Origin of the sequence: Saccharothrix hoggarensis (assembly GCF_042678885.1) — a bacterium.
In the GTDB taxonomy this organism is placed as follows: domain Bacteria; phylum Actinomycetota; class Actinomycetes; order Mycobacteriales; family Pseudonocardiaceae; genus Actinosynnema; species Actinosynnema hoggarensis.
The window spans coordinates 12236-30867 of record NZ_JBHTLK010000011.1 but is presented as its reverse complement, the minus strand read 5'-3'; the positions used below and the strand labels follow the sequence as shown (position 1 = coordinate 30867).

Genomic DNA, 18632 nt, shown 5'->3' with positions numbered 1-18632 from the left:
CATGTCATCGCCGAACAGTGCTGCACCGTTATCAGGTCGATCATGCTCTGCGGCGTCCGCCCACCTCGACCGGCTCCGACGGGCCGAGGCTGCGGACCTGCACAACGTCAACGGGGTGCGGGCAGCACGGCGCGTCCGGCGAAGAAGAGGACGGCCGCCACCGCGGAAGGCATGGCCAGCAGGAGCAGGTAGGCCAGCACGCCGACGCTGAGACCGACCGGCGCCTTGCCGCTCTGCGCCGTCATCACCAGCAGGAACCAGGACACGGGGACGAACAGGCTCGAACTCACCCAGCCGCCCGTCAACGCGCGCCGGGCCTGCCACATCCGGACGACGTCGAACTGCTCGCCCCACGTGTAGGACCGGGCCAGGGCGATGCTGACCGACGACAGGAACGGCCCGATCACCGAGGCGCACCCCACGCCCCAGACCATGGCGTTGACCGGGTGGTGCGCGGTGGGCAGGGCACGGCCGAACCCCACTATCGCCGAGACGAGCACCAGGCTGGCCACCAGGCCCACCGCCGCGAGGACGGCGCACCGGCCCTGCACCTCGCGAACCCGCGCGGCCGGCAGCCACAGGTACGGCGACGGTCCGCCCGGGTGCGTCACGAGCCGGGCCGCCAGTCCGAACCGTCCCCGTCCGTCACACTCGCGTCGGCCAGGTCCGCGGTGTTCGGCATCGCCCACGTCGAGCCGAGGTCCCGCACCTTCTGCCGGATCGCGGCCTGCTCGACCTCGATCGTGTTCACGTGGGACTCCAGCGCCAGCACCGTCGTGGTGATGAGGGCGAACCCGCCGGCCACCGCGGTGAGGATCACCGCGATCGCCGCCGGGATGCCCACCACGGTGAACGCGGCGGCCACCGCGGTCGCGATGGCGATCGCGAACCCCGCCAGCGCCAGGCCCATCGCGATCCAGAACGTGTCGATCGAGTTCGCCAGGCTGGTGAGCGACGAGCGCATCTGCCCGGCGACGTCCTTGATCGCGTTGAGCCCGGCGGCCTGCGGCGGCACCGTCGCCTGGTAGACGCGGGCCGCGCGGCCCTCCCACTCGATCGTGGTGCGGAGCTTGTCTAGGCCGATCGTGCCGGTGACATCGCCCAGGGCGCCGCCCACCCGCGTCACCCACTGCTCGCCGACCTGCTTGAGCCGGTCGGAATCACCCGGCTGCTCCAGCAGTTGGTTGACCCGGTCCCAGAACTCGCGCAGCTTCCGGTCGAGCAGCGCCAGGTTGCGGAGGATCGGGTCGACCAGGTGCTCCAGCGGCGCGGGCACCCAGCTCATCACGCTGTTGACCTGCTCGAAGAACTTCCTGGTCTCCTGGTCGATCCGCTCGGTCTGCCGGTGCGCTTCCCGCACGAGGGGATTCATCGGCCACCGCCTTCGGTGTGGATGCTGTTCATGGCGTGCCGGTTGGCTTCCTCTTCCGCCTCATAGGTGTTCGCCGCCGCGTGCAGGCTCTCGCCGAGGCCGCGGAACGCCTGCGTCGCCTGGACGAGCAAGTCCTCCAAGGCTTCCCGGGCGTCGTTGTAGGTGCGGTCCAACCCCTTGTCGACCGCCCACATGGACACGTCGGCGCCGGTCAGCGCGAGCCCGCCCAGCGCTTCGCGGGGACCGTCGAGGTTGTCGGCGGCGGTCGCCCACGCGATGGCGTCGGACCGCATGGCGTCGAGGGCGACGGAGACGTCGGTCATGGCAGCAACCCCACTCGGCGCAGCAATGTGTTCGGATCGCTGATCAGTGCGGTGAGCTCGGCGATGGCGGAGCTTCGCGGCCCCTGCGCGAGGTCGGCGGGGACGCCGCGGGCGTGCAGGGTTCGCAGGACCTCGAGGAATTCGTGCTGCATCTCGCTCACCCTCGCCGTGTGGGTCCAGGCGGGGTCGGCGTCCAGCGCGACGACCTGGCCCCGGCGAGCGGTGCCGCGCACGTGACCTCCCCTGCTCTCCGCGGTGGTGGGCCGGTCCACGACCTCGGCCATGCGCTGGGTGTACCGGTCCAGGTCGTTGTTGACGGCGTCGATCAGCCGCAGCGCGTCTTCGGGCGTGATGCGCTCGGACGGCTGCGACTGCGGCTGCGGCTGCGACTGGGGTGGTGGTGACGGCGGAGGCGCCGTTGGTCGTTCCGCCTGCTTGGCCAACGCCTGCACGGTCGCGGCGTTGGCGGCCTGGACCACCGCGCCGCCGAGGGCACGCGGGTCCACGGCCTGCTTCCACCCCGCCGCGATGGTGACCGACTGGACTTCCGCCTCGTCGTTCACCGCCACGGCGACCACGCCGTCGGGGTCGCGGCCCGTCAGGAGGTCGTCCCGCGCGTCGGGCTGGTCCGGCGACCGCCGTGGTGGCTGGTCCCCCTCGTCGTTCTCCTCGAAGCCGAATCTGAATTCGCCGCTCACGGTTCCCCTTGCGGTCGGTGATCAGACGATTTCGCAACGTAGCGCGCGTTCGCCGGAGATCGGTACGCAATCGTCGGTGGTTCCGGTCAGTCGGTGCGTTCTCCACCCGTTCGGCTGAGCGACCCGCGTGCCTCGCCCACGTGGCCATCGCGGTGTTGTCGTTCCGGCTGTCGCCCTAGGCTGAACCGGTGACGCCTGAGAAGCCCGTGGAGGGCATGACGATGGCAGAACTCCTGACCAACCAGCTCGATCAGGAGTCCGCCGAAGGTCAGCGAGCCGAGACCGCGTCGGTCGACGCGACCAGTTCCGCCACCGCGTGAACGAGCCGGGGGTGGTCGGCCGGGCTCAGCGTGGCCCACTCCCGGCCGTCGCCGGAGGGCCGGCGGGTGAACTGCCACCGACCCTCGGCGTCGTCGTAGAAGGACACCGCGTACGAGCCGCGCCGTCGCGGCCCCAACCGACCGTGCCGCACGGACCGCGCGGCCGCGCCGAACTGGCCCATGCGCGTCACGCCGCCGAGCACCTGGGCGATCTTCTGCGCGTCCGCACGAGCCAATCCGCTGTCCCGCAACGCGTTCTCCATCCGCGCCACCGACTGCCCGGCGACGGCCGCCGCCCGGTCGAGATCGGCGGCGAGCACGCTGACCGACCGTGAGCGGGGCGTCGGGTGCGGCGGCAGCAGGGCCACCACCGACGCGGCCAGCGCGGCCTCGTCGATGCCGGCGAGGCTCAGGCCGTCGGCGGTGAGCACGGCCAGCACGGCGTGACCCTGCCCGGCGGCGGCGACCGCGCGCACCCGCGGACCTCCGTCGAGGCGCAGCCGTGCGTCGACCTCGCGCTCCGGGTGGGCCAGCAGGGTCAGCCAGTCGGCGAGGCGCACGTCGAGGGCGCCCCGTGCGGCCAGGCCCCGTGCCTCCAGGCCGCGCCACGCGTCCTGGAAGAGCGCACGGCGTTCGTCCGCGGTGGCGCCGTGGGACGGGATGGACAGGATCGTGGGGTAGTCGCCCGGCTTCAGGTGGTCCCAGCACAGCTCGAACTCCAACCGGGACAGCGTGACCGTCACCGGTCGTCTTCCCCGATCACCGGCGGTGCGACGCGCGGGATGGCGTCCACTCCCCAGACGTCGTCCACTTCCTGCAGGTACGGCGCGGTCTCGTGCTCGACGTCGTCGTCGGCTTGGGCGGACTGCGGTGCGCCGGCCAGACCCGCCGTGAGCGGAGGGCCGCCCGTCGAGCCGCGCACGGTCGCGGCGGCGTTCGCGCGGTTCACCTGAGCGTCGTTGCCGATGCCGGTCGACCCGCCGGGACCGGGCGCCGGGGCCGCGCGGCCACCTCCCGGCAGACCCGGCGAGAACGGCTTCATCGCGCCCGCTCCACGTCCCGCGCCGCCGCCGCTCGCCGCCTTTCCGGACGAACGGCCGGGGTGGCTCGGGGACGACGCGGTGGGCCGGCTCCCAGGCGGAACGATGCCGACCGGTGCGGCGGAAGTCAGGGGAGCGGACGCCTGCTGGGGCAGCGTGACCGGACCCGGTGTCGGCCGTGAGGGGGAGTCCGACGGGGTCGTCACGGCGGAGGTCGCGGTGCGGCCGACGTCCTTGTCCTCCGGCGTCACCGAACCCGACGGCACCACCGAACCCGACGGCGCCACCGGGCCGGACGGCTCGACCGAGCCGGGCGCTTCCCGATCGGACGTCGGCGTGCGCTCCGGGGTGGTGGTCCGGGTCGTCTGGACGACCTCGCTCCGCTCGACGGCGGCCGGCTCGACCACCTGCGTGGTGACGGACGGCGGCGGCACGAACTCGCCGAGGGACTCCACCGCCGCCGACGCCCGGTCGCGGTAGCCGTTCATCACCGCCACGGCCAGGCGCTTGGCCTCCTGCGCCCGGGCCTCCTCGACGTCCTGGTCGGTCTGACCTCCGACGAGGTGCGTGAAACCGGCGGGGACGCCCCAGAAGTCGTCGTTGGCGGTCGAGGTCACCTCGACGGGTTCCGGCATCTTGCCCTTGGCGTCCACATAGGACAAAGCCTGCGCTTCGAGCGACTCCCGGGTGACGATCGCGGCGGCGCGGGCGTCCTCGGCCCACTGCACCAGCGGGGTGTTGCCGGCGGCGAACCGCTCGCCCGCCGCGCCCTGCCACACCGCGCCGGACTCGCGGATCGCCCTCTCCAGTTCGACCTGGGCGGTCTTCATCACGGTGAGGAACCTGGCCCAGGCGTCGTCCACGGTCTGCGCGGCCGGGTAGCCGGGGCCACCGTGGATCTTGTCGTACAGCTGTTGGTGCGTCTGCGCGTCGAAGTTGTGGTTCCCGATGCGTCCGTCCGTTCGGCGTCTGCGTAAGCCGTTCTCCCAGGTCGCCATTGCCGCCCCCTTATTTCAGCAGGTTCTCCATCGCCGCTTCCGCCAACTTCCGCGCCCCGTCGCAGGGTTTGGGGAAGCGGTCTTCGTACGTGGGCACGACCGTGAAGCTCGCGACGAGGTACTGGCCCTCGGCGGTGTCGACCATCACGTCACAGCGGCCTCCGTCGTTCGGCAGGGTCACCGTGATGGCCGGGAAGTCCCGCACCGGATCGATCTCCGCCGCCTGGCCGGCCCGCTTGCCCTCGGTCCACACCGAGATCCCCTCGGCCGTCACGGGCACCAGGCGGCTGCTGGCTCCGATGACGGTCCACGAGCAGCCCTTGGTCTGGTAGAAGTCGTTGTCCACGACCCGCCCCGCCCGGTCGATCTGCAACGCGGGCAGCTGCTCCTCGGTCAGCAGGCCACAGGGCTCCGCGCCGTCGAGCTTGATCTCACGTGGTCGGTCCGGCGACGAGACGGACGAAGGCGACGTGCCCGGAAAAGCGCCAGCGCCACCGGCCGGGAGCGGGATGCCGGAAATCGTCTTGCTGCACCCGGCGACGAGCACGACAACCGCCGCCGCGCAGAGAACAACACCGAGCTCCGCTGTCCGGGGCCTCATCGGTCGGCGACCTCGTGGATCTTGTGGATCGCCTCGGTGTTGCCGTCCTCGACAAGACCATACGTCCGTGCCGCCGCGAGCAGCTGCTCGATGTTGGCATTCAACTCGGCCAGGAATTTGTTCGTGACGTCGAGCGCGAGCGTCGAATGGTCGGTGAACACCTTGGCGGCGTCCGCGGAGATCTCGTCATCGGCGAGCGGACGTCCGAAAAGGGAATCCCGGTGCGCGTCCAAGAAGTCCAACACGTCGTTGCGGACGTCCTCGTAGCGACGTATCAGGTCCAGCACCTTCTCCGGTTCCACCTGCATGCTGGTCGAGGCCGGTGCTGGAGATCCCCCTGATCCGTCGGCACGCTGATACGGCATGGTGCCCCCTCCCCCTCGCGAGAACGGCTCACATGTGGGTCAAGGCGTGACTGTGCGTATACAGGTTCTCATGGGGGACAACGTGATGGTCCGCAGTTCGCGTGCGCCCCCTGAATGGCGTACACGACTACTGACTGTCTATTGACTCGGCCGGTCGACGTAAGCGGTGTTGGTCGTTACCGGTGTGCCGCCTGCGGCCGGGTAGAGCAGAACTACGGCATTTGGGCTGCTCTTCTGGTTCCCTTGCGAAGCACGGGTCGCCATCACGCCGGAAAGGTCCGATCTTCACGTTAACGCTTCTGTGGGGTGAAACGTTCGCCTCTCGTGACCACAGGTCCGGAACGGACGCCCGGCCAATAACGCACGCGTGTTCGACTGCGAGCGGGAAATTCCACCTGATTGGTTCTGGCCCGGCGCGTTCGGATCGACGCCGTTCACTCGCCTGAGTCAGGCGGTGGCTGAGAGCAGGGCGCCGCCGCGGGCTCCGGCACAGGCCCTCGGAAAGCACCACGCCCCGGCTGCCGAAGAGGCGACCGGGGCGCGGTAGGCGTGCGATCAGGATCAGGCAGGCACGGAGGCGACGCCGGGCGCGAGGAAGCGCTTGCCCGTCACCTTCTCCGAGATGCCCGAACGGTCGAGGTACGGGGTGATGCCGCCCAGCCAGAACGGCCAGCCGGCGCCGAGCAGCATGCACAGGTCGATGTCCTGCGCCTCGGCCACCACGCCCTCGTCGAGCATGATGCGGATCTCCTCGGCGAGCGCTTCGAGCGCCCGCGCGAAGACCTCCTCACCGGTCAACGGCTTGTCGCCGAACGCCCACAGCTCCTGCACCTCGGGGTCGACGGACTGCTTGCCCGCGGAGTCCCACTGGTACACGGCGGTCTTGCCGGCGGCCACGAACTCCTTCATGTTCTCCGACACGCCGAACCGGTCGGGGAACGCGCGGTTCATGGTCTCGGCCACGTGGAGCGCGACGGCGGGGCCGACGAGCTGCAGCAGGATGAGCGGCGACATGGGCAGGCCCAGCGGCTCGGTGGCCTTGTCCGCCACCTCGAACGGCGTGCCCTCGTCGATCGACTTCACGACCTCGCCCATGAACCGCGTCAGCAGCCGGTTCACGACGAACGCCGGGGCGTCCTTCACCAGCACGGACGACTTCTTGAGCTGCTTGCCCACCGCGAACGCGGTCGCGAGCGTCGCGTCGTCGGTCTGGCCGGCGCGCACGATCTCCAGGAGAGGCATGACCGCGACCGGGTTGAAGAAGTGGAAGCCCACGACCCGCTCGGGGTGCTTCAGGCCCGACGCCATCTCGGTGATCGACAGCGACGACGTGTTGGTCGCCAGCACGGCCTCGGGGGAGACGTGCTCCTCGACCTCGGCGAACACCTTCTGCTTGACGCCCAGGTCCTCGAACACGGCCTCGATGACGAAGTCGGCGTCCGCGAACGCCGCCTTGTCCAGCGAACCGCTCACCAGGGCCTTCAGCCGGTTCGCCTGGTCGGGCGAGACGCGCTTCTTGCCGAGCAGCTTGTCCACCTCGGCGTGCACGTACCCGACGCCCTTGTCCACGCGCGCCTGGTCGATGTCGGTGAGCACCACCGGCACCTCCAGCCGCCGCGCGAACAGCAGCGCCATCTGCGACGCCATCAGGCCCGCGCCGACGATGCCGACCTTGGTGACCTTGCGCGCCAACGACTTGTCCGGCGCGCCCGCCGGCCGCTTGGCCCGCTTCTGCACCAGGTTGAACGAGTACAGCCCGGCCCGCAGCTCGTCGCTCATCACGACGTCCGCCAGCGCCTCGGTCTCCGCCGCGTACCCGGCGTCCAGGTCGTTGGCGCGGGCCAGCTCCAGCAGCTCCAGGGCCTTCAGCGCACCCGGCGCGGCGCCCTTGGTCTTGCCCTCGACGATGGCCCGAGCGCGCGCCACGGCCGCGTCCCAGCCCTCGCCGCGGTCGATCTCACGGCGAGCGGGCACGACGTCGCCGCGCACCACCGAGGCCAGCCACAGCAGCGACTGCTCCAGGTAGTCGGCCGAGTCGAACAGCACGTCCACGATGCCCAGGTCGAGCGCCTGCTTCGGCTTGAGCATCTTGTTCTGGTTCAACGCGTTCTCGAAGATCACGGTGACCGCGTCGTTCGGGCCGATCAGGTTCGGCAGCAGCTGCGTGCCGCCCCAGCCGGGGAACAGGCCGAGGAACACCTCGGGCAGCGCGATGGCCGCCGCGTTGGACGTCAGCGTCCGGTAGTGGCACGACAGCGCCAGCTCCAGGCCGCCGCCCATGACCGCGCCGTTGACGAACGCGAAGGTCGGCACGGGCGAGTCGGTGAACTTGCGGAACACGTCGTGCCCGAGTTGGCCGATGGTCACGGCCTGCGACCGCTCGGTGGCGCCCTCGACGGCCGTCAGGTCCGCGCCCACGGCGAAGATGAACGGCTTGCCGGTGACCGCGATCGCGGCCGGGGAGGCGGCCGCGGCCTCGTCGAACGCCGCGCTGAGGCTGACGAGCGACTGCGGGCCGAACGTGGACGGCCGGGTGTGGTCGTGGCCGTTGTCGATGGTGATCAGCGCGACCTTGCCGTCGACACCGGGCACGGAGACGAACCTGGTGCGGGCGTGGGTCACGACCTCGTCGGGGAACAGGGCCTTGGCCTCGTCGGCGGTCAACGCGGTCACTTGGCTTCTCCGTTCCAGTGCGGGTTCTCCCAGATCACGGTGCCGCCCATGCCGATGCCGATGCACATGGTGGTGATGCCGTAGCGCACGTCGGGGCGCTCGGCGAACTGCCGCGACAGCTGGGTCATCAGGCGCACGCCGGACGACGCGAGCGGGTGGCCGGTGGCGATCGCGCCACCCCACTGGTTGACGCGCGGGTCGTCGTCGGCGATGCCGAAGTGGTCGAGGAAGGCGAGCACCTGCACGGCGAACGCCTCGTTGATCTCGAACAGGCCGATGTCCTCGATGGTGAGGCCGGCGCGCTTGAGGGCCTTCTCGGTGGCGGGCACCGGGCCGACGCCCATGACCTCGGGCTCGACGCCCATGAACGAGTAGCCCACGAGCCGCATGCCGACGGGCAGGCCCAGCTCGCGCGCGGTCTCCTCCTCGGCCAGGATGCAGCCGGTGGCGCCGTCGTTGAGGCCCGCCGCGTTGCCCGCGGTGACCCGGCCGTGCGGCCGGAACGGCGTCTTCAGCTTCGCCAGGTCCTCGACGGTGGTGCCGGGGCGCGGCGGCTCGTCGGCGGTGGCGAGGCCCCAGCCGTGCTCGGCGGACCGGGTCGCGACCGGCACGAACTCCGGGCCGATCTTGCCGTTCTTCACCGCGTCGGCGTACTTGGCCTGCGAGGCGGCCGCGAACGCGTCCGTGCGCTCCTTGGTGATGTGCGGGAACCGGTCGTGCAGGTTCTCCGCCGTCGAGCCCATGACGAGCGCGGACGGGTCCACGATCTTGTCGGACAGGAACCGCGGGTTCGGGTCGACGCCCTCGCCCATCGGGTGGCGGCCCATGTGCTCGACGCCGCCCGCGATGACCACGTCGTAGGCGCCGAACGCGATGCCGCTCGCGGACGTCGTCACGGCCGTCATCGCGCCCGCGCACATGCGGTCGATGGCGTAGCCGGGCACCGACTTGGGCAGGCCCGCGAGCAGCGCCGCGGTGCGCCCGATGGTGAGGCCCTGGTCGCCGGTCTGCGTGGTGGCCGCGATGGCCACCTCGTCGACCCGCTCCGGCGGCAGCTCGGGGTGGCGGCGCAGCAGCTCGCGGATCACCTTGACGACCAGGTCGTCGGCACGGGTCTCCGCGAAGATTCCCTTGGGGCCGGCCTTGCCGAACGGCGTGCGCACGCCGTCGACGAAGACCACGTTACGAACGCGTGCCGGCGCTACTGGTGCGGCCACGGCGTCTCCTCCGCTTGTGGTGACGATTCGCCCGAGCGGGTCGGGCGCGACTCCTACCGATCGGTAACCCAACTCTAGCGCCTGTTACTGGTCGGTAACCACCGTGGTCGCCCTGTCGGGTCGGTCACAGCGGGCCCGGATGGCCAGGAACAGCGCGAACCCGAACGGGGACAGGACGATCGTGAACACCAGCAGCGGGCCCATCAGCAGCGGGCGCAGCCCCAGCCGGCGGCTCTCCCGGTACATCCACGCCCCGATCAGCAGGTCCCACGCGATCACCTGCGCCCACAGCGCCGAGGCTCCCCACGAGGTGGCCAGGAACTCCCGCAGCGTGCCCAGGTCCGGACTGCTCATCGTCGCCCAGAGCTCGGGGAGGTGCCCGGCGACCAGCGCCGTGTAGACCACGAGCGGCGGCACGGCGATCAGCGGCGACGCCACGACCCGGGCCGTCGTCGGCCACGTCGGCGCGAACACCATCAGCGCCCAGAACGGCACCGTCAGCCAGAACGTGAGCTGGAACAGGAACCCGGTCATGCCCGTGCCGCCTCCGTGGTGCGCTCCGCCGTGCGATCGGTCGCGCGCAGCGACCTCGCCACCACCGCGGTGGTCCAGGTTGCCACGGCGAGCGCGCCGAGCGCGGTGGCCAGGTCGGGGCGCAGCAGCGGCTGCCCGCGCAGCGCCTGCCACGTGACCAGGGCCATCAGGCCCGCGTACCCGATCGCGAGGCCCCAGACGAGCTTCGGGGTCGCGCGCCGGCCGAACAGCAGCACGACCAGCGGGACGACCTGCAGGGCGTGGATGCCGACGAAGTGGGGCACGCGGAGGTCGCCGCCCGTGGTGCTCCACCCCGTCAGCGCCATCTCGGGGCCGCCGTCCCGGACGCCGACGCTGTGCGCGCCCCGGATGCCCTCGGCGACGTCCTCCGCGTTCCGCTGCTGCGCCATGAGGATGCCCAGGCCCAGCCCGACGAGCGCGAGGAACAGGCCGAGCCGGACCGCCAGGCCCGTCGCGCGGTCCGCGAACCTGGTGAACAGCAGGGCCACCGCGATCAGGGCGTGCATGATCCAGAGCGCCAGGACGCTGTAGGTCATGATGTCCCACAGCAGGTCGTCGAACGGCGTGGCGGTGTTGAAGTGGCTCCGCCTGCCGCGGACGACCTGGCCGATGATGACCACCATCTCGACGGCGCTCGCCGCGGCGACGACCGTGCCCGCCCACCAGCCGAGTCGGCGGAAGCGCGTGGCGAGGGTGAGCATCCAGGCCAGCGTGACGCTGTAGAGGACGAAGGACACGGCGAACTTGAACGGCTTGAACCAGATCGGGGCGCCGATCAGCGTCCGGTCGTCGACGACCAGGCCGGCGAGCGAGACCAGGGTGACGACCCCCATGAGCAGGGCGAACAGCATGAGCGGCGGGTGCCACCGGAGGAAGCGGGTCATGAACGACTCCTAAGGATGGATAGCAGCACTTTCTACTATCGGATAGTTACTCTATCCGCTCTGAGGGTCGTCTCAGGAAGGGGCGTGTCCGTGCGCATCGCCGAGTTGAGCCGCCGCAGCGGTGTGCCGGTGCCGACGATCAAGTACTACCTGCGGGAAGGCCTGCTCCCGGCCGGTGAGCTGACCAGCCCCAACCAGGCCCGGTACGGCGACGACCACCTGCGCCGGCTGCGGCTCGTGCGGGCCATGGTCGAGCTCGGCGGGCTGTCGATCGCGGCGGTGCGCGAGGTGCTCGGCGCGCTGGACGACCCGGAGAAGTCCCTGCACAAGGCGATGGGGACGATCTCGGCCGCCGTGGCGCCGCCCGACCTCGGCCGGGACGACGAGGTGGCGCACCGGCAGGTCCAGGAGTTCCTGGACCGGCAGGGGTGGCGCTGCCGGCCCGAGTCGTACGCGTTCAGGGCGCTCGTCGGCGTGCTGGCCACGGCGCGGGACGTCGGGCACGACGGGTTCGCGGACCTGCTGGACGGGTTCGCGCGCGCCGCCGTGCCGCTGGCCGAGGCCGACCTCGACTACGTGCTGGCCGCGGGGTCGAAGGACGAGGCGCTGGAGGGCGTCGTCGTGGGGACCGTGCTGGGTGACGCGGCGATGGCCGCCGTGCGCGCGCTGGCGCGACGTGAGCTGTCCGGGCTGCGTGCGGCGGAGGAGGCGGCCACGGGGTCGGCTGAGGAGGCACCGGGCCCAGGGGCGGCCGGGGACGGGCCAGGCGCTGGATCGGCCGGCGAAGGCTCAGGCCCGGGGTCGGCCGGCGAAGGGTCAGGCCCGGGGTCGGCCAGGGAGGGCTCAGGCCCGGGGTCGGACGGCGCCGACCCCGGGAGGCCCTGAACTACGGCTCGGGACTGGGCGTCAGCGCCTCGGAGAGGACGTCCGCGGTCAGCGTGATCTGCCACGTCCGCGCACCGCCCTCGCGCAACGCCGCCGCGACGCCCTCCGGCGAGACGTCCGCCGGCGGCTGCCAGCACGTGCGCCGCACCAGGTCCGGCAGCAGCAGGTTCTCGACCGGCAGGTTGTTCGCCTCGGCCACCGCGGTCAACGCGGTGCGCGCGGCGGCGAGCCTCGCCGCGGCCGCCGGGTCCTTGTCGGCCCAGCGGTTGGCGGGCGGCGGGCCGTCGTGCTGCTGCGACGGTTCCGGCAGCTCGGACTTCGGCAGCGCGGCGGCGCGCTGCAACGCGCCCAGCCACACGCCCACCATGCGTCGTTGCGCCCGTCCCCGGAAGACCGGGAGGGCGAGGAGGGCGGCCTCGTCGGCCGGGCCGCGCACGGCCGCGTCGACCAGCGCCGCGTCCGGCAGCACCCGACCCGGCGCGATGTCGCGTTCCCGGGCCAGCGCGTCCCGCGCCTCCCACAGCGCCCGCACGGCGGCGAGCTGACGGGGGTTGCGGATGCGGTGGATGCCCGACGTGCGGCGCCACGGCTCCGCGCGCGGGCGCGGCAGGGGCGCCAGGCGGGCGGCCTCGAACTCCTCGAGGGCCCACTCCAGCTTCCCCTGCCGCTTGAGCTCCTGTTCGAGCACGTCACGCAGCTCGACCAGCAGTTCGACGTCGAGGGCGGCGTAGTTCAGCCAGTCGGCGGGAAGGGGGCGGCGCGACCAGTCGGCCGCACCGTGCCCCTTCTCCAACCGGTAGCCCAACAGCCGCTCGACGAGCGTGCCCAGCGCCACCCGCTCGAACCCGGCCAGCCTGCCCGCCAGCTCGGTGTCGAACAACGCGCTCGGACGCAGCCCGAGTTCGGCGAGGCACGGCAGGTCTTGCGACGCCGCGTGCAGCACCCACTCGGTCCCGTCCAGCGCCTGGACCAGCGGGTCGAGGCGACCGCCGAGGGCGATCGGGTCGACCAGCACGGTCCCGGCGCCTTCCCGGCGCAGTTGCACCAGGTAGGCACGTTGCGAGTAGCGGTATCCCGAGGCTCGCTCGGTGTCCACCGCAACCGGGCCCGTCGCCCCGGCGAGCGCCTCAGCGGCACGCCGGAGCGACGATGCGTCGGCGACGACAGGCGGAACACCGTCAGCGGGTTCCACCAGCGGCACCGGCTCAGCACCGGTTGGTTCGGTTGGCTCGTCGGAGGGTACGTCCACGGCGGAAGACCCTACGACGAACGCACCACTCGCGGGTGTGTTCGGCCGGTTCAGTGTGCCGACCTGCTCAGCGGATCACGCCGGCACGCATGGCCAGCGCCACCATCTGAGCCCGATCCCCGGTGCCCAGCTTGCGCCCGATCCGCGACAGGTGGGACTTCACCGTCAGCGCGGAAAGGCTGAGCGCTTCGCCGATCTCCTTGTTGCTCTGGCCATCGGCGACCAGCTGGAGGACCTCGACCTCACGCGCGGACAGTTCCCGCGGCGTGTTGTCGGTGCCCGGCACCCTCGTGCCCGCGGCGAGCACGGGCGCGACGCTCGGGTCCGCGTAGACGCCGCCGTCGAGGACCCTGCGCACACCGTCGGTGACCACCATCGGCGAGGCGGACTTCAGCAGGTACGCCTGAGCGCCTGCCTGGAAGGCCGACCTGACCGCGTAGGGGTCGTCGGAGGACGCGAGGACCACGATGCGGGGCCAGCCCTGGGCACGGAGTTCCGTGACCAGGTCGATGCCGGTGCCATCCGGCAGACCCAGATCGAGGATCGCGAGGTCGCACGGTCCGGTCGCGAGTGCCCGCGCCCGAGCCTCCGCAACCGAAGCCGCCTCATGCACTGTCCCGGCTCCCATCTGGGTGAGCCGAGCCGATATCGCCTCCCTCAGCAGTGGGTGGTCGTCGACCACCAGCACTGAAAAAAGCTCCTCCCGCGGGTGCGGGACCATGTTCGCCGGCAACGAGCCGGCTGGCGTGGTACGAACGGCCTGACCTAAGCCGACGGCAGCCACGTCACTACCTCCCTGGAGTCGGTCGTGCCCCCCGACCGGCACCGGGACTTTCGTCCAATCAGCCGCGCCACTGATCGACCGAAAGTGGTGTCGTCTGGGGCAGCGTAGCCGCCCAAGCGGGTCTACGGGACGATCAATCGGGTATCTATCCCGAATGAGTTGTCACTGATGGCCCCCGTTGTCACACGATCGGCTGACAACTGGATAGGTCGCGTAACGCGAGCGGATCTCACGACGACATCTAGGAGTTGCGGGTGGCGAGCACCACGGGTCGAGTCCGCGCGGAGGAACTGCTGGCACGCGTGCCGCTCGTCGACGGGCACAACGACCTGCCGTGGGCGTTGCGCGATCTCGCCGCCGAGGGGCAATTCGGTGAAAAGTCAACGCCGGGCGACCCCGTGGACGCCGTGTCCGTCGTCGACCTGACGACGGTTCGGCGCGAGCTGCAGACCGACCTGGTCCGCGCGCGCGAGGGCCGGTTGGGGATGCAGTTCTGGTCCGTCTGGGTCCCCTGCCGACTGGCGGGCGATGCAGCCGTCACCGCCGTGCTGGAGCAGGTGGAGCTGGTCCACGCCCTCGCCGCGCGCCACCCCGACCACCTCCGCGTCGCGACCACCGCCGACGAGGCCGAACGGGCGTTCCGGGACGGGCGGATAGCGTCGCTGATCGGCGCGGAGGGCGGCCACAGCATCAACGGGTCGCTGGGCGTGCTGCGCGCGTTGCGCCGGCTCGGCGTCCGGTACATGACGCTCACGCACAACGAGAACACGCCGTGGGCCGACGCGGCTACCGACGAGCCCGTGCACGGCGGCTTGTCGCCGTTCGGGCGGGACGTGGTGCGGGAGATGAACCGGATCGGGATGGTCGTCGACCTGTCGCACGTCGCGCCGACCACCATGCGGGACGCGCTCGACGTGTCGTCCCGGCCGGTCATGTTCAGCCACTCGTCGTGCCGGGCGGTCGCCGACCACCCGCGCAACGTGCCGGACGACGTCCTGGCCAGGCTCGCGGGCAACGGCGGGATCTGCATGGTGACGTTCGTGCCCCACTTCGTGTCGCAGCCCTACGCCGAGTGGGACGCCCGGCTGAAGGAGGCGATGGAGGCGGCGGGGGAGAACCACAACGACCTCGACGCCCGGCACCGGTTCATCGACTCCTGGCAGGCCGGCGGCCCGACCCCGCGCGTGACCATGGACGACGTGGTGGCGCACGTCGAGCACGCGCGGGAGGTGGCCGGCATCGACCACATCGGGCTGGGCGGCGACTACGACGGGACGCGCTACCTGCCGGAGGGGATGGGCGACGTGTCGTGCTACCCGGCGTTGATCGGCGCGCTGCTGGACCGGGGGTGGAGCGAGGACGACTGCGCCAAGCTCGCCGGCCTGAACGCCCTGCGCGTCCTCCGCGCCAACGACTGACGCCAACGCCAACGCCGACGACCGCCGTCAACGGCCGGTGTCAACGCCGACGACCGGTGCCCATGACCGGTGCCCATGACCGGTGCCCATGACCGGTGCCCATGACCGACGCCGAGGACCGACGCCGACCGCGCTTGGCCCGCGGTCAGCGCAGCGTGCTCACGCCCACCGGGGGCAGGCCGACGGCGGTGGCCATGAGGTCGTAGAAGGCGGCGCCGTGGGCGGCCAGGTCGGCGGTCCGGGCGGTCCAGGAGGCGCGGAGTTCGAGGTCGTCCGTGCGCGCCGGGCCGGCGATGTCGCCGAACCTCGCCGACGACGTCTGGGTGACCGTGCCGCCCAGGGCGACGAACGCGGCGCCCGACTCCTCCAGCGCCTCGACCAGCCACGACCAGCCGACCTCGGGGAGCAGGGGGTCGGCGGCCAGCTCGGCGTCCAGCTCCACCCGCACGTACGCCACCAGCCGGAACACGCCCGACCACGCCTCGACCCCGTCGGGGTCGTGCAGCAGCACCAGCCGTCCGGTGGACAGCTCGTCGGCGGGCCCGGTCACCTCCGCGGTCAACGCGAACGACCAAGGGGCCAGCCGTTGGGGCGGGCGCACCTCGGTCAACTCCAGTTCGGGCCGGGTTCGCACCGACCGGAGCGTCGCCACCGCCCGCTGGAACAGTTCGGGCTCCGTCACACCACGGACTGTAGGCCCCTAAACCTCGGAAAGTGAGCGCGGCACGCCGGACCTGAAGACGCCGCCCGCCCATCCCGTGGGACGATGTCGGGCGAGATGAACGACATCACCGAAGCCCAAGCCGAAGCCCCGTTGCTCGTCGCCGCGCGCGGCGGCCGGCCGTCACGCACCCCGGTCTGGTTCATGCGCCAGGCGGGCCGCTCGCTGCCGGAGTACCGCAAGCTGCGCGAGGGCACCGCGATGCTGGACGCCTGCATGGACCCGGAGATGGTCCGCGAGATCACCATGCAGCCGGTCCGCCGCCACGACGTGGACGGCGCGATCCTGTTCTCCGACATCGTCGTGCCGCTGAAGGCCGCGGGCATCGACCTGGACATCGTGCCGGGCACGGGTCCGGTGGTGGCGAAGCCGGTCCAGACCGAGGCCGACGTCCGGGCGATCCCGGAGCTGCACGAGGAGCAGGTGCGGCCGGTCGTCGAGGCGATCGGCCTGCTGAACGCCGAGCTGGGCGCGGTGCCGCTGATCGGCTTCGCGGGCGCGCCGTTCACCCTCGCGTCCTACCTGGTCGAGGGCGGCCCGAGCAAGCACCACGAGCGCACCAAGGCGCTCATGCACGGCGACCCGGCCCTGTGGCACGCGCTGCTGGACAAGCTCGCAGGCATCACGGCCGAGTTCCTGCGCGTGCAGGTGCGCGCGGGCGTGAAGGCGGTGCAGCTGTTCGACTCGTGGGCGGGCGCCCTGTCCGAGCGCGACTACCGCGAGTTCGTCCTGCCGCACTCCAAGCGGGTGCTCGGCGGCGTCGAAGGCGTGCCGCGCATCCACTTCGGCGTCGGCACGAGCGAGCTGCTGCCCGCGATGCGCGAGGCCGGCGCGGACGTGGTGGGCGTCGACTGGCGCACCCCGCTGGACGTCGCCGTGAGGCGGCTGCGGGCCGCCGCGCCCGACCTGCCGCCGCCGGTGGTGCAGGGCAACCTGGACCCGGCGCTGCTGTTCGCGGGGCTGCCCGCGCTGGAGCGCGAGATCGAGCGGATCAAGCGCGAGGGCGAGGCCGCCGCGGGCCACATCTTCAACCTCGGCCACGGCGTGCTGCCCGACACCGATCCGGACGTCATCACCCGGGCCGTCGAGATGGTGCACCGGGCGAGATGAGAGCGCTGCGAGTCGCGGTGGTCGGCGGCGGGATCTCCGGCCTGGCCGCCGCGCACCGGCTGCGCCACCTGCTCGGCCCGGACGCCGAGATCACCGTGGTGGAGCAGTCGGACCGGCTGGGCGGCAAGCTGCGCACGATCGAGGTCGGCGGGCGCGCCTTCGACGTGGGCGCGGAGGCGTTCCTGCACCGCCGCCCCGAGGCCGCCGAGCTGGTCGCCGAGCTGGGCCTGGCCGACCGGCTCGTGCACCCGACCAAGGCCGCGGCGAGCATCCACGCCGCCGGCGCCACCCGGCCGATCCCGGCGCACACCCTGATGGGCGTCCCCGCGTCGGTGGAAGCGGTGCGCCAAGTCCTGTCCGACGACGGCCTGCGGCGGGTCGCCGCCGAACCCGGCCTGCCCCCGATCCGGCTGGACGGCGCGGACGTCGCCGTGGGCGCGCTGCTGCGCGAGCGGTTCGGCCCCGAGGTGGGAGATCGCCTGGTCGGGCCGCTGCTCGGCGGCGTGTTCGCGGGCCGCACGGACGTCCTCGGCCTGCGCGCCACCATGCCGCAGCTCGCGACCGCGCTCGACTCGGGCGTCGGGTCGCCGCAGGCCGCCGCCGCGACGACGATGCCCGCGCCGCCCCAGCCGAGGGTCGCCCGGCCGCCGGTCTTCGGCACGCTGCGCGACGGCCTGTCGACGGTGGTGACCCGGCTCGCGGACGCGTCGAAGCCCGAGGTGAGGCTGGGCCTGCCGGTGCGAGCCCTGGTCCGCCGCGACCACGGCTGGCGGCTGGAGACCTGGTCCGCCGCCGCGCCGACGGGCTTCGACGTGGACGGCGTGGTGCTGGCCGTGCCCGCGCCCGCCGCGCGCAAGCTCCTCGCCGACGCCGTGCCCGCCGCGTCACGCCGCTACGCCGAGGTGGAGGTGGCGTCGATGGCGGTGGTGGCGCTGGCCCTGCCACCCGGCACCGAGCTGCCCGACCGGTCCGGCGTGCTGCTCGCCGAGGGCGAGGTGGCGTCGGACGGCGTGCCGTTCACCGCGAAGGCGTTCACCTTCTCCAGCCGCAAGTGGGCGCACCTGGCCGGCGAGCCGGTGCTGGTGCGCGGCAGCGTCGGCCGGCACGGCGAGGCGCACCTGCTGCAGCGCGACGACGCCGACCTGGTCGCCGCCGTCCGGCACGACCTGCACCAGCTCACCGGCGTCACGGCTCAGCCGATCGACACCGCGGTCACCCGGTGGGGTGGTGGTCTGCCGCAGTACGGGGTCGGCCACCTCGACGTGGTGCGGGGCATCGAGGACGCGGTCGCGGGGGTCCCCGGCCTGGCCGTGGCGGGCGCGACGCTGCACGGCGTCGGCATCCCCGCGTGCATCGCGACCGCGGACGCCGCGGCGGCCCGTGTCGCCGCTCACGTGCTCGGCCGCGTGCGCTGACGGG

The 18632-nt window shown here is 72.2% G+C and carries 19 protein-coding genes; 4 read left to right on the top strand and 15 right to left on the bottom strand.

Annotated elements, in window-relative coordinates; translation table 11 throughout:
* Positions 1–107: 107 nt before the first annotated feature.
* The 12 genes from ACFQ3T_RS04320 to ACFQ3T_RS04265 all read right to left on the bottom strand — a co-directional run bounded on the left by ACFQ3T_RS04320 (position 108) and on the right by ACFQ3T_RS04265 (position 11046).
* Complete coding sequence (locus tag ACFQ3T_RS04320; RefSeq protein WP_380719983.1) at positions 108–611, bottom strand: hypothetical protein; 504 nt, start codon at positions 609–611, stop codon at positions 108–110.
* On the bottom strand, positions 608–1372 hold the full coding sequence (locus ACFQ3T_RS04315; RefSeq protein WP_380719981.1) for a hypothetical protein: 765 nt from the start codon (positions 1370–1372) through the stop codon (positions 608–610). The genes ACFQ3T_RS04320 and ACFQ3T_RS04315 overlap by 4 nt, the downstream gene beginning before the upstream one ends.
* Positions 1369–1695, bottom strand: a complete 327-nt coding sequence (locus tag ACFQ3T_RS04310) for a hypothetical protein (RefSeq protein ID WP_380719979.1) — start codon at positions 1693–1695, stop codon at positions 1369–1371. The genes ACFQ3T_RS04315 and ACFQ3T_RS04310 overlap by 4 nt, the downstream gene beginning before the upstream one ends.
* Positions 1692–2393 carry a hypothetical protein gene (locus ACFQ3T_RS04305; RefSeq protein WP_380719976.1) on the bottom strand — a complete coding sequence of 234 codons (702 nt, stop codon included), beginning with the start codon at positions 2391–2393 and terminating at the stop codon, positions 1692–1694. The genes ACFQ3T_RS04310 and ACFQ3T_RS04305 overlap by 4 nt, the downstream gene beginning before the upstream one ends.
* Before the next feature lie 268 nt (positions 2394–2661).
* A complete protein-coding gene (locus tag ACFQ3T_RS04300; protein WP_380719974.1) occupies positions 2662–3456 on the bottom strand; it encodes an ESX secretion-associated protein EspG in 795 nt (264 codons plus the stop codon).
* A complete protein-coding gene (locus ACFQ3T_RS04295; protein WP_380719972.1) occupies positions 3453–4751 on the bottom strand; it encodes a PPE family protein in 1299 nt (432 codons plus the stop codon). Before ACFQ3T_RS04295 ends, ACFQ3T_RS04300 begins: the two co-directional genes overlap by 4 nt.
* Before the next feature lie 10 nt (positions 4752–4761).
* Positions 4762–5352: a DUF3558 domain-containing protein gene (locus ACFQ3T_RS04290; RefSeq protein ID WP_380719970.1), complete on the bottom strand. Its 591-nt coding sequence runs from the start codon at positions 5350–5352 to the stop codon at positions 4762–4764.
* Positions 5349–5654, bottom strand: a complete 306-nt coding sequence (locus tag ACFQ3T_RS04285; RefSeq protein ID WP_380719968.1) for a PE domain-containing protein — start codon at positions 5652–5654, stop codon at positions 5349–5351. The genes ACFQ3T_RS04290 and ACFQ3T_RS04285 overlap by 4 nt, the downstream gene beginning before the upstream one ends.
* A 624-nt stretch (positions 5655–6278) precedes the next feature.
* Positions 6279–8390 carry a 3-hydroxyacyl-CoA dehydrogenase NAD-binding domain-containing protein gene (locus ACFQ3T_RS04280; RefSeq protein ID WP_380719966.1) on the bottom strand — a complete coding sequence of 704 codons (2112 nt, stop codon included), beginning with the start codon at positions 8388–8390 and terminating at the stop codon, positions 6279–6281.
* A complete protein-coding gene (locus ACFQ3T_RS04275; RefSeq protein WP_380719964.1) occupies positions 8387–9607 on the bottom strand; it encodes a thiolase family protein in 1221 nt (406 codons plus the stop codon). The genes ACFQ3T_RS04280 and ACFQ3T_RS04275 overlap by 4 nt, the downstream gene beginning before the upstream one ends.
* Before the next feature lie 84 nt (positions 9608–9691).
* On the bottom strand, positions 9692–10141 hold the full coding sequence (locus ACFQ3T_RS04270) for an ABA4-like family protein (protein WP_380719962.1): 450 nt from the start codon (positions 10139–10141) through the stop codon (positions 9692–9694).
* Complete coding sequence (locus tag ACFQ3T_RS04265; RefSeq protein WP_380719960.1) at positions 10138–11046, bottom strand: hypothetical protein; 909 nt, start codon at positions 11044–11046, stop codon at positions 10138–10140. The genes ACFQ3T_RS04270 and ACFQ3T_RS04265 overlap by 4 nt, the downstream gene beginning before the upstream one ends.
* Before the next feature lie 84 nt (positions 11047–11130).
* Here ACFQ3T_RS04265 and ACFQ3T_RS04260 point away from each other — a divergent pair, with 84 nt between their 5' ends.
* Positions 11131–11931 carry a MerR family transcriptional regulator gene (locus ACFQ3T_RS04260; RefSeq protein WP_380719958.1) on the top strand — a complete coding sequence of 267 codons (801 nt, stop codon included), beginning with the start codon at positions 11131–11133 and terminating at the stop codon, positions 11929–11931.
* Position 11932: 1 nt separating this feature from the next.
* On the opposite strand, the gene ACFQ3T_RS04255 is transcribed toward ACFQ3T_RS04260, so the two are convergent.
* Together ACFQ3T_RS04255 and ACFQ3T_RS04250 are read right to left on the bottom strand one after the other, a co-directional pair.
* Complete coding sequence (locus ACFQ3T_RS04255; RefSeq protein ID WP_380719955.1) at positions 11933–13180, bottom strand: HRDC domain-containing protein; 1248 nt, start codon at positions 13178–13180, stop codon at positions 11933–11935.
* A gap of 67 nt (positions 13181–13247) precedes the next feature.
* Positions 13248–13964, bottom strand: a complete 717-nt coding sequence (locus ACFQ3T_RS04250; protein ID WP_015099292.1) for a response regulator — start codon at positions 13962–13964, stop codon at positions 13248–13250.
* A gap of 254 nt (positions 13965–14218) precedes the next feature.
* Between ACFQ3T_RS04250 and ACFQ3T_RS04245 the strand changes: the two genes are divergently transcribed.
* Positions 14219–15382: a dipeptidase gene (locus ACFQ3T_RS04245; RefSeq protein ID WP_380719953.1), complete on the top strand. Its 1164-nt coding sequence runs from the start codon at positions 14219–14221 to the stop codon at positions 15380–15382.
* Between the two features lie 145 nt (positions 15383–15527).
* On the opposite strand, the gene ACFQ3T_RS04240 is transcribed toward ACFQ3T_RS04245, so the two are convergent.
* Positions 15528–16064 carry a DUF3000 domain-containing protein gene (locus tag ACFQ3T_RS04240; RefSeq protein WP_380719951.1) on the bottom strand — a complete coding sequence of 179 codons (537 nt, stop codon included), beginning with the start codon at positions 16062–16064 and terminating at the stop codon, positions 15528–15530.
* A gap of 84 nt (positions 16065–16148) precedes the next feature.
* On the opposite strand from ACFQ3T_RS04240, the gene hemE reads away from it, so the two are divergent.
* Positions 16149–17213 carry a uroporphyrinogen decarboxylase gene (hemE, locus tag ACFQ3T_RS04235; RefSeq protein WP_380719949.1) on the top strand — a complete coding sequence of 355 codons (1065 nt, stop codon included), beginning with the start codon at positions 16149–16151 and terminating at the stop codon, positions 17211–17213.
* Complete coding sequence (gene hemG / locus ACFQ3T_RS04230; protein WP_380719946.1) at positions 17210–18628, top strand: protoporphyrinogen oxidase; 1419 nt, start codon at positions 17210–17212, stop codon at positions 18626–18628. Before hemE ends, hemG begins: the two co-directional genes overlap by 4 nt.
* The last annotated feature ends 4 nt before the right edge of the window (positions 18629–18632 follow it).

Excerpts from the sequence above, each read along its gene's own strand:
- ACFQ3T_RS04270 (WP_380719962.1), bottom strand. The coding sequence starts at position 10,141 with ATGACCGGGTTCCTGTTCCAGCTCACGTTCTGGCTGACGGTGCCGTTC.
- ACFQ3T_RS04295 (WP_380719972.1), bottom strand. The coding sequence starts at position 4,751 with ATGGCGACCTGGGAGAACGGCTTACGCAGACGCCGAACGGACGGACGC.
- ACFQ3T_RS04265 (WP_380719960.1), bottom strand. The coding sequence starts at position 11,046 with ATGACCCGCTTCCTCCGGTGGCACCCGCCGCTCATGCTGTTCGCCCTG.
- ACFQ3T_RS04310 (WP_380719979.1), bottom strand. The coding sequence starts at position 1,695 with ATGACCGACGTCTCCGTCGCCCTCGACGCCATGCGGTCCGACGCCATC.
- ACFQ3T_RS04315 (WP_380719981.1), bottom strand. The coding sequence starts at position 1,372 with ATGAATCCCCTCGTGCGGGAAGCGCACCGGCAGACCGAGCGGATCGAC.
- ACFQ3T_RS04290 (WP_380719970.1), bottom strand. The coding sequence starts at position 5,352 with ATGAGGCCCCGGACAGCGGAGCTCGGTGTTGTTCTCTGCGCGGCGGCG.
- hemG (WP_380719946.1), top strand. The coding sequence starts at position 17,210 with ATGAGAGCGCTGCGAGTCGCGGTGGTCGGCGGCGGGATCTCCGGCCTG.
- hemE (WP_380719949.1), top strand. The coding sequence starts at position 16,149 with ATGTCGGGCGAGATGAACGACATCACCGAAGCCCAAGCCGAAGCCCCG.